Below are 7980 nucleotides of genomic sequence, written 5' to 3' on the forward strand. Positions count from 1 at the left end.
CCCCACACACCTCCTGAAACACCGAGATCTCGGGGCTGTCGCAGTGTTTGACTGGCACGCCGACATTGATCAGCCATGCCACAGGTCGAGTTGGCCCTAGCGCGGGCTCTCGTCGCGCGGCCTTCATGGCCATGCGAATGATGCCGGCGAGATAAGTCGCTGAGAGCGCTCGCAAGACCGTCGGATCTTCGGCCTCTGCGAGAGGCGAGACCGATCCGAAGGTCTTGCCTTGCGGAGACGCCAAGCGCATTTTCAGATATTCAATGCAACCTTCAGTTGAGGCCGGCGCGAGATCTGGCGGATAGATCAACCTGCCGGCGTCGACGAATAGTTTCGAGGCTAAAATCCTCTCGGCTGGTTGACCAAGAGGCAAAACCTTGCGCGACTGAACGTGTGGAAGGTGGAGCGCGACTTTTGTGAACCGGGTCCCAAAGTCGATGCCGATATGAGCATCTACCTCGGGAGCCATGATGCGCTTTGAGCTTCCTGATGCGACTGTAGCAGCCGGTGAGGTGCTTCTGCTGCTACCAGCAGCGGGCGACGACGCTGGCTTTTCCCGACCCGGTTTTTCAGCTTTCTCGACCTTCCGAGGAGGCTTAGTCTCCGCGGCCGGTGACAGTTTCGTTGCGGCGTCACGCTTCGCCGATGCTTTCGATCCCTCGGACTTCTTGCCGAAGAATGCCTTCCTGAGCTTTTCTTTCCAGTCTTCAGCCACCCCACTCACTCCGTGACAACGATGATCCCACCTGCGACCGGCCTGTGGGTCGTTTGTGGATGCTCGTTCGCCTGAATGCGCGCCCTACGTTGATCCAGGTCCGCCTGAGCCTTCTTGATGAGCCCTTCAGTCATAGGCGCTGCACGCCGCCGCTTCTCGTCGTTTGACCGACGCTGATTCTCCAAGCGTTCCCGAAGTTGACTCAATTTCCGATTGCCTCTCTCCTCGACGACAAGAAGCGCCTGCTTGATCCGCTGTAGATTCTCCTGACGAAAGAGATGCTGTTCTTTAAAGAACTCACCAATTAGCTCGTCTTCACAGGCAGCATATGCCTGCATGAGGGCGTCATTTAAATCGCCGAACTGTTGAAGATCGGTTTTCTTGCCCTCCCGCGCCACCGTGTCTATGAGCCGATCGGCGTCATTGGGCGAAAGGAACTCTCCACTCGTGGCAGACATGGCCACATGGCGCATTCGGATATCCTTGCGGAGACCTTCGAAGCGCCAGAGGTCGGTGGCGAAGACATAAAGGTCCGGTGGTAGATCGGCTCGCTCTGAGGAAATCTCCGCAGTAGTGACCGGCTGGTGTGTCTTCCCGCGACGCTCGACCTCACTGCGTGCCCAAAGCAGTAACGGGTGGGTAACATCAATGAGCTCCGGACGCGGACGAAATCCGCTTAGAAGCTTGGCCTCGAATACCGTCTGAACCGTCACCCCCGGCACGTGCAATCGCGTTCCACGGCTCGGTCGCCGATCCTCAATATAGATTGCGAGTGCCGCTCGGGCCTCCGGGTTGAGCGAAATACGAAAAATCCCGATTCGGAGTGGGTCAGCCTCTATTGCAGAGCCGGGATAGTGCTCGACCAAAAAGTCCGTGATGAAGGTGAGTACGTCGTCAGGTCTGATCCATTTTCCGGCGTCCCGGCTATGCTGAATATTGGAAAGCACGAAATCCGTATGCCCGACGAGTTCGGGAGCTTCGTCCTCAAGGGTTTCAAGGTCGCGGCGCGACCTTTCGGCCGCGAGCGCGTTCTGATCGAGACGCCGGGCCAACTCCTCGTCGCTCAGGTGATCACGGAAATATTCGAGGGCAAGTTCGTCGAGCGATGGTCCAAGTATCTCTTCAAGGTCGCCGATCGATTCCCGAAAAATATTGATCCGTTCATATAAGCGTTCGAGGACTACTTCCTCGATCGTATCCGATAGAACGAAGCTCACGACCTGAATACGGTCGGCCTTCTGCCCAAGGCGATCGATACGCCCGATTCGCTGCTCTACCCTCATCGGGTTCCAGGGAAGATCGTAGTTCACGACAACTCGGGAGAACTGCAGGTCGATACCTTCGCTGCCCACCTCCGACGAGAGGAGGACTTGTGCGCCCTTTGGGTCTGCAAATCGGGCGAGTTCCTCGTCCTTGGCCTCACCCATTCCGCCCAGAATGACGGCCACTGGAAAGCCTTCCGCGCGCAGGCGGCGCTCGAGATAGCGGATCGTGCCTCGATAGAATGAGAAAACGACGATCTTCTCAGAGGGGTCTTGCGACAAGCACTGGCGAAGAAAGCTACTGAACTCATGGTACTTGGAGTCGCTGGCCTCGAAATCATGCCGGGCGACCAGGTCGTCGAAAGTCACTCCTGCAGCATCAAGTTCATCTTCGTCGAAAACGTGACCCAAATCTTCTTGAAGAATTTCACTGAGCGAGTCCGTCTCCTTCCATCCTGCCAAAGCGGCTGGAATAGAGCTTGCGAGCTGCCGCTGACGGGCAATCATCGCGAACGTCAGCGCGTTGTTGGACATATACGCACGATCTCTGAGCCGCTGCGTGACTCCCTTATAGAGCTCCATTTCTTCTTCATCGAGTTGAATCCTGATAACAGCAGGGTTCCGGATGACCCGGTTCTGGAGCACATCTCGTTTTCGCGTTCTGGTCAGCAAGTCGCCGAGAAGCGACCTGCTCTCGAGGACTCGGGCGGCACGAACCCTATCGCCATGTGTGGCAAGCACCTCTGGATCCGCTGCAAGTTCTTCAAGTACCGCGTCGTCCCGAAAGAAACGGCTACGACACAACTCGGCCACCGCCGATCGAAACGTGTCGACTTGGGGCGGAACGCTGAGGACCGCATTCAGAGCCTCGGTGAGCGGCCGGTTCGCATCGCGAATCATCTCGAAGACCTCAGCATTTGGGAAACGCTCAGGATCGACAAGATTAAGAAGGTGATAAAGGTTCACGCTCCCGATCTGGATTGGTGTGGCCGTTAGGAGCACCAGATGTGACGATGCGCCTGCCAGGAGAGAGCCCATATGGTGGTTTGCCGTCTCCGGATTTCGCAAGTAGTGGGCCTCATCGATCACCACCAGGTCGAATAAGGCAAACTCTGATCCTGCCTCGTTCTCGGCCAGCATTGCTGCCAATTGGTCCCGTTGCGAGCCGGAGATCTGAAGCTCGTCAGATTTCGGGCGCTTAGCGCGGATACTCTCGAGGCCGGCGATTGCCACGAAGGATTTGTTTGGGTCGCGTAAGGCGTCGCTCGACAGCTCGCGCAATGTGCGTGCGTTGACTACCGAAGCGTCGATGGAGAAGCGCTCCCGTAATTCGTTCTGCCATTTCGACCGGAGCACGGCCGGACACACGATAAGAAGCCGGCGCGCTCCGACCCTGGCCTGCAGCTCTCGCCAAATGTAGATTGCTTCGATGGTCTTTCCCAAGCCGACCTCGTCGGCAATGAGTATCCGACCGACGGTCGAGGAGACGAACTTCAAGACTGGCTTGAACTGATGGGGGTAGAAATCAGCTTGTCCCGCCCCCATGGCGTAGAAAATGTCAGTTAAGCGCCCCCGTATCTTCTCCGTCAGGAGAGTGCGCTGAAGTGCATCGGGACCCGAGAAGCGACCCTTTTGAATGGCCGATGCGCGTGTCTCGGCTTCGGGCGCCAGTTCCAGATGACTGGTCGGAAATGGCTCGGTTTCTCCGCTTGGAAGCCGAATCAAGGCATATTCGCGGCCGCCAAAGGTCTTGACCGTGCCGGTCGTTAACCCGACCTTCGATGAATCAAAGATTGAGCGGACTCTGATGTTCGCGACGCGAAAGTCGACGCTCTCAGTGCTATTTTGGTTTGCTTCCACGACGCCAACCCCCACGTTTCAATTTCCCTTGCTCCCCTCCTAAGTTGCCCGACCAGTGCAAAGTCGGGCCTCAACTACGCTCCCGCTTCAAAAAGTCGTCCAGAAATTCCGATACCGGTTCGACACCGGTGACCAGAAGGCGGTCGCGGGCCCGCGTGCAGGCGACGTAGAGCAGGTGTCGTTCTGTCTCGTAGACCTCCTCGAGATCGGCGTCGTCGGCCACACTCTCGATCCGCTCCTGGAGTGGAATGATCTCGTCGTCGCAGGCCATCACGACGACCGACTTGAACTCCAGGCCCTTGGCGAAGTGCATGGTGCTGAGCGCCACGCAGCCATCCTCCGCCTCGATCTTCTCGCCGAGCTCGACGGCGCGGACGCCAGTGGCCTTCAAGGCGCTCCGTGCCCGCTTCAGCTGCCCGTCGGAGCGCACGAACACGCCAATCTCATGGGGTTGGCAGCCATCGCGAAGCCGCTGCGAGATCCATTGCGCGACAGCATCGCGCTCGTCTTCCGGGCTGCCGAATGCTCGGACGGTCGGAGGCGGGCCGTCGAACATCGAAACCGTGCCTCGCCGGCCCTCAGTATTCCCGTCCACGTCCGACACAATGGCAGGAAGAAGGCGATCGGCGTGCAGCCGTATCTCGTGGGAGGTGCGGTAGTTGATCCGCAATGTGGAGGACCGGCCGCGCACGTCGATGCCCAGCGCTTTCCACGAGAACGGTTGCTGGAAAATCCGCTGGCCCAGATCGCCGGCGAAGAACAGGCCATCGGGCTTGCTGCCGGCCAGAGCGCTCAGGAAGCGGGCCTCGGCGACACCGAGATCCTGGGCCTCGTCGACGACCGCATGGTCGAAGGGTGGTTTACCGCCGGCCGCGAGCTCATCCGTGAGACGACCGAAAACATCGGCCCAAGTGACGGCTTTCTTCTCATCGAGCCCTGCACGCACACGCTCGAAAATCGTCCAGAGAATTTCGCGCTGCCTCCCGCCGATCCGCGTCTTGCGGCCGAGGCGAGATACGTCCCGGTACGACTCCCATGACTTGAGCTGCCAAGCATCGACGACATCGGACCATTCGCCGAAAAGGAAATGCGCGGAAAACCTGTGGTCGGTAACCTCTGCGGCGGCTCTCGACAGGAGATTGTGGATCAGCGCAGGCGAAGCGATATTCGGTTGCCCGAAGCGCTGGCTGTAGAGATCGTATCCCACAGCCGTGATGGCTTTGACCGTGATTCGGGAAGACACACTCGGCTCGTTACCAGCGAGCGTGCCGAGCCTTGAGCGCAGGGCATTCGCGAGAGCCTTGGAGAAAGTTGTCAGGAGCACACGCGCCTGAGGATTCGCTCTAGCGAGGTGAACTGCCCGGTGCAGCGCCACGATGGTCTTGCCCGTGCCGGCCGAGCCGGAGACACGGGCCGGGCCGGAATGACTCCGCTCGACGAGCGCCGTTTGCGCCGGATGCAGGAAGACGGCCCACTTGTCCCATGGCGCATCGAGGGCGCGCTGCAGGTCCTCTGCGTTGGTTAGAATACGGAATCGTCTCTGCGCATCGGGATGCGCGAACGGGTCGGCTTCGGCAGGGGCGGGCGCCGGAGGCTCGGGCTTTTCGCCGACGGCAAGCTTCAGGAGAGCCTCCTGGGCCTCCTGCGGCAGATGCGTGATAACGTCGAAGAGGCTGTCCTCGGTCGCCGCTCGGACATCGTCGATCCATTCCTCGGGAACCCCGAAGGCCATCAGCTCGAATTTGCGCAGATTGTCGAAGAGGCGCGGCTTCGGAGAGGCTTTCGGCAAGGCTTCGGGAGCCAGGTGCTCGCTCGATCTGACGGGTTCGATGTCCTCGATCCGCTCACGGATTTCGACGAGCTGCATGGCGCCCGTCGTCGGATGGCGCTCGATCTTGCGGCGCTCCGCCCATTTGTAGGCGTCGTCGTGGTGGTCGACATAGACGAGCAGCAGGCTCGATGCCGTGCGGTGCACGATCAGCCGGATATCGTCATTGACGCGAACGGACCAGAAATTGGTGTCCTTTGCGCGATCGAGCTTGTGGAACGAAAGCCCTGGTGCCGACGGATCCAACTGCAGGTCAAAGGCGGTCGTCTTCACCGCCTTTTGCTCCTGTGCAGTCAGTCGGGTTAGGCTGTCGGTGAAAGTGTCGGCGATGCGGAATTCCATCAATATTCCCCCATCCGCCGCTTGGTTTGGTTCGTCTCGCGTCTCCGCAGGGAGACTAGAAGGAAAGAGCCAGATTCCGGAGCTGCAAGTTCAAGTGCCGCTTGATCCCTTTCGACCGCTGATCCGAGCCGCGGGACAAGGCCCTTCACCAATCGCCATCCACGCCCCGACCGCTCGCTCCCTCGCGCTTCAACCAACGCAACTTGGTCGAGCATGTCCTCAGATGGATATACCTGCTCGTCCGAGAACTCAGGGTCCCAACCACTTCTTTCGCGCTCGAAGCGGTATTCATAAGGTGCGATTGTTGCCACCTCCACCTCGGCTCGCACCTGTTGCATCCCGTTTGACATAGTTGGTCGGTAAATTCCCGATGGCACTTGTCTGAGAATGGGCGTCGATCTTTGCTCGATCCGCCAATTGGCAACCACCTCGCGGTTACCTTGGCGATTCTCCGCGCCAAGCGTGCGACAGGTATATCGGGCGTCCGCGGATGACGCGATAGACAATGCCTCCCAAGGGTCGGCAGGAAGAGTTCGGAAGAGAAAGAGATGAACTTCGGTTCGCAGGTTTTCGATTTGTTCGATGCCGGCCGGGATTTCAAAATAGAGCTGGTCGCCAGACCTAAGTTTACAGCCAGTTTCAGCCTGGGCGAAGATCAAGATGGTCCTGATCGTTGTCCAATTCTGTGGCAGGCCGATCTCCGATTTGAGGCCGTCTATGAACTCCCGAGACCACCACGCATAGGCCTCTTTTAGCGCCGGAGTATAGCTCACGGCCTGATCGCGCGCTGTCGCGATATGTCGGCGAACCTTCTCGAATTCCGGCGATGATGCCGGACCTTCTAACATGACAGCCGCCTCTCCATTCAGTCCTGTGAGGGCAAACGCTGTGACATTGTGGGAACCAATGAACGCGCAAGCTTCTGAATTCGACAACTCCATGTAGTAGACTTTGCTGTGGAGCATCGGATGAAATCGCACAAACGGCTTCTTGGGCCAACCGGTCGGTGCCGTGTGCCCAAGATGAACGTATAACCGGTCGGCCGGGACTCCTGCTGATATCAGCTCTTCTAGCGCTTCGAACGCAGGATAGGTAGCTGCTCCAACGACGAGACAGTCGAGGTGGCGAGCCTGCGCCTTGATCGGTGCGGCAATCGCCGCCAGACCGCCGGGCGTTGCAAAGCCAGTTACTATGCTCGTCGACAATGAGCGCCTGATGCGCTCAACCAAGAGAGAGGCGACTTCCTTCTGAGGTAGGTCGAAGAGCACAGTTGAGTTGACGGGCATGCTACGCTTTCCTGCTACACCGCAAACACCTTCATCACCTCGTCCCCGAGGTGGTTGATCACCTTCACCGCAATGCGGCCGGATTTCGGTTTCGGGAAGGGCCGGGACACATCCGAGTAGAGGCTCTCCCAAGCCTCCTGATCGATCTCCGCCTTCAGCGTCGTCTTCAGCGCCTTGTAGGGGTCGTTTGCACCGAGGAAGTAGGCGTGGCGGACGAAGAAGCTCTCTTCATTGTAGTCGGTGTCGAGCATCCAGAGCGCGATGCCGTCCGTACCTTCGGAGACGACCTCGCCCGTCTGCGGCTTGAAGACATCGACGCCGAAGACCCTGACGCGGATCATGCCGTTTTCGGCTTCCTCGATCTTGATATCGGGCTCGCCGAAGATCACGAAGAGGTTGCCGGCGCCGGTTGCCTTGAGCTCGCCGCCCATGTGCAGGTCGGGGTTCATGCGCGCTTTCAGCACTGGCACGCGACCGAGCTTGTCGAATTCGGCGGAATGGGCGTCGTAGTTGAAGGCGCAGGCGATCAGCACGTCAAAACCGGCATCGCCTGCCTCGCGGGCGGCGGCAACAAGATCCGGACGCGAGACGGTGCCGAATTCCGGGCCGATGAAGATCCCGGCGCGCCTCTGCCGCTCGCCTTCCATGAATGTGCCTTCGGCGCAGATATGGTCTCCCGGCCAACCC

The 7980-nt window shown here is 59.1% G+C and carries 4 protein-coding genes and 1 pseudogene; all 5 read right to left on the bottom strand.

The genetic code is table 11. The features are described from left to right. Positions 1-715 (bottom strand): hypothetical protein (locus BN1233_RS48160; RefSeq protein ID WP_197094586.1); only part of this gene is annotated, 715 nt, incomplete at its 3' end. A gap of 5 nt (positions 716-720) precedes the next feature. After that, the gene (locus BN1233_RS00615) at positions 721-3852 is read right to left on the bottom strand and encodes an SNF2-related protein (RefSeq protein ID WP_048708979.1); all 3132 of its coding nucleotides are present in this window, start codon (positions 3850-3852) and stop codon (positions 721-723) included. A gap of 55 nt (positions 3853-3907) precedes the next feature. Continuing rightward, positions 3908-6007: a 3'-5' exonuclease gene (locus BN1233_RS00620; RefSeq protein ID WP_046861592.1), complete on the bottom strand. Its 2100-nt coding sequence runs from the start codon at positions 6005-6007 to the stop codon at positions 3908-3910. Then, positions 6007-7293 carry a phospholipase D family protein gene (locus BN1233_RS00625; RefSeq protein WP_046861593.1) on the bottom strand — a complete coding sequence of 429 codons (1287 nt, stop codon included), beginning with the start codon at positions 7291-7293 and terminating at the stop codon, positions 6007-6009. Before BN1233_RS00625 ends, BN1233_RS00620 begins: the two co-directional genes overlap by 1 nt. A 14-nt stretch (positions 7294-7307) precedes the next feature. Next, positions 7308-7980: pseudogene (locus BN1233_RS49425) on the bottom strand (site-specific DNA-methyltransferase); the annotation flags it as partial.

The sequence above is a fragment of the Microvirga massiliensis genome (assembly GCF_001006805.1).
Lineage (GTDB): Bacteria > Pseudomonadota > Alphaproteobacteria > Rhizobiales > Beijerinckiaceae > Microvirga > Microvirga massiliensis.

Coding starts and splice junctions, on each gene's coding strand:
- BN1233_RS00625 (WP_046861593.1), bottom strand. CDS start 7,293: ATGCCCGTCAACTCAACTGTGCTCTTCGACCTACCTCAGAAGGAAGTC.
- BN1233_RS00620 (WP_046861592.1), bottom strand. CDS start 6,007: ATGGAATTCCGCATCGCCGACACTTTCACCGACAGCCTAACCCGACTG.